Here is a 660-nt window from a genome sequence, read left to right as displayed (position 1 = left end):
CAGCCAGTCTGGAGCACGCGTTCGATCCTGGACCGTAAACTGGAACTGGCGGCCACAAGCTGACAATGGCCTCCTTCAACCAGCTGGAGACTTCCAATGACCCCCACGATCACCGCATTTGCACGGTCGCCCGATCGCGGCAAGGGCTTAGCGCGGGACATGCGCGTTCGATGGGCGCTCGAAGAAGTGGGCCAGCCATATGAGGTTCGTCTTGTTTCGTTCAGTGAGATGAAGGATCCCGCGCATCGCGCGCTTCATCCTTTCGGGCAGATTCCAACCTATGAGGAAGGCGATCTTGCCCTGTTCGAGTCAGGGGCGATCGTGTTCCATGTCGCCGAGAGACACCCTGGCTTGCTGCCGGACGATGCGAGCGCAAGGGCGCGCGCGATCTCGTGGATGTTTGCTGCGTTGAATACTGTAGAGCCGCCCATCCTTGATCGCGAAATCGCAACGTTGATCGAGCATGACAAGATCTGGTACGCGGAGCGCCTATTGATCCTCGAGGATCGCGTTCGTGTGCGGCTGAGCGCACTTTCCAGTCGACTTGGCAACGCAGACTGGCTAGACGCGGCATTCAGCGCCGGCGACCTACTGATGGTGACAGTGCTGCGCAGGTTGAGCGGATCGGGAGTACTCGATGAGTATCCAAATCTCTCTGGC

1 protein-coding gene is annotated in these 660 nt (G+C 59.1%); it reads left to right on the top strand.

Annotated features, from left to right (window positions below):
* Positions 1–96: 96 nt before the first annotated feature.
* A partial coding sequence (locus tag AC1DY5_RS57870; protein WP_478123076.1) for a glutathione S-transferase family protein occupies positions 97–660 on the top strand: 564 nt, incomplete at its 3' end.

It is taken from the genome of Variovorax sp. P4_D9 (assembly GCF_056401695.1).
This window is presented reverse-complemented; position numbering and strand designations above follow the sequence as displayed.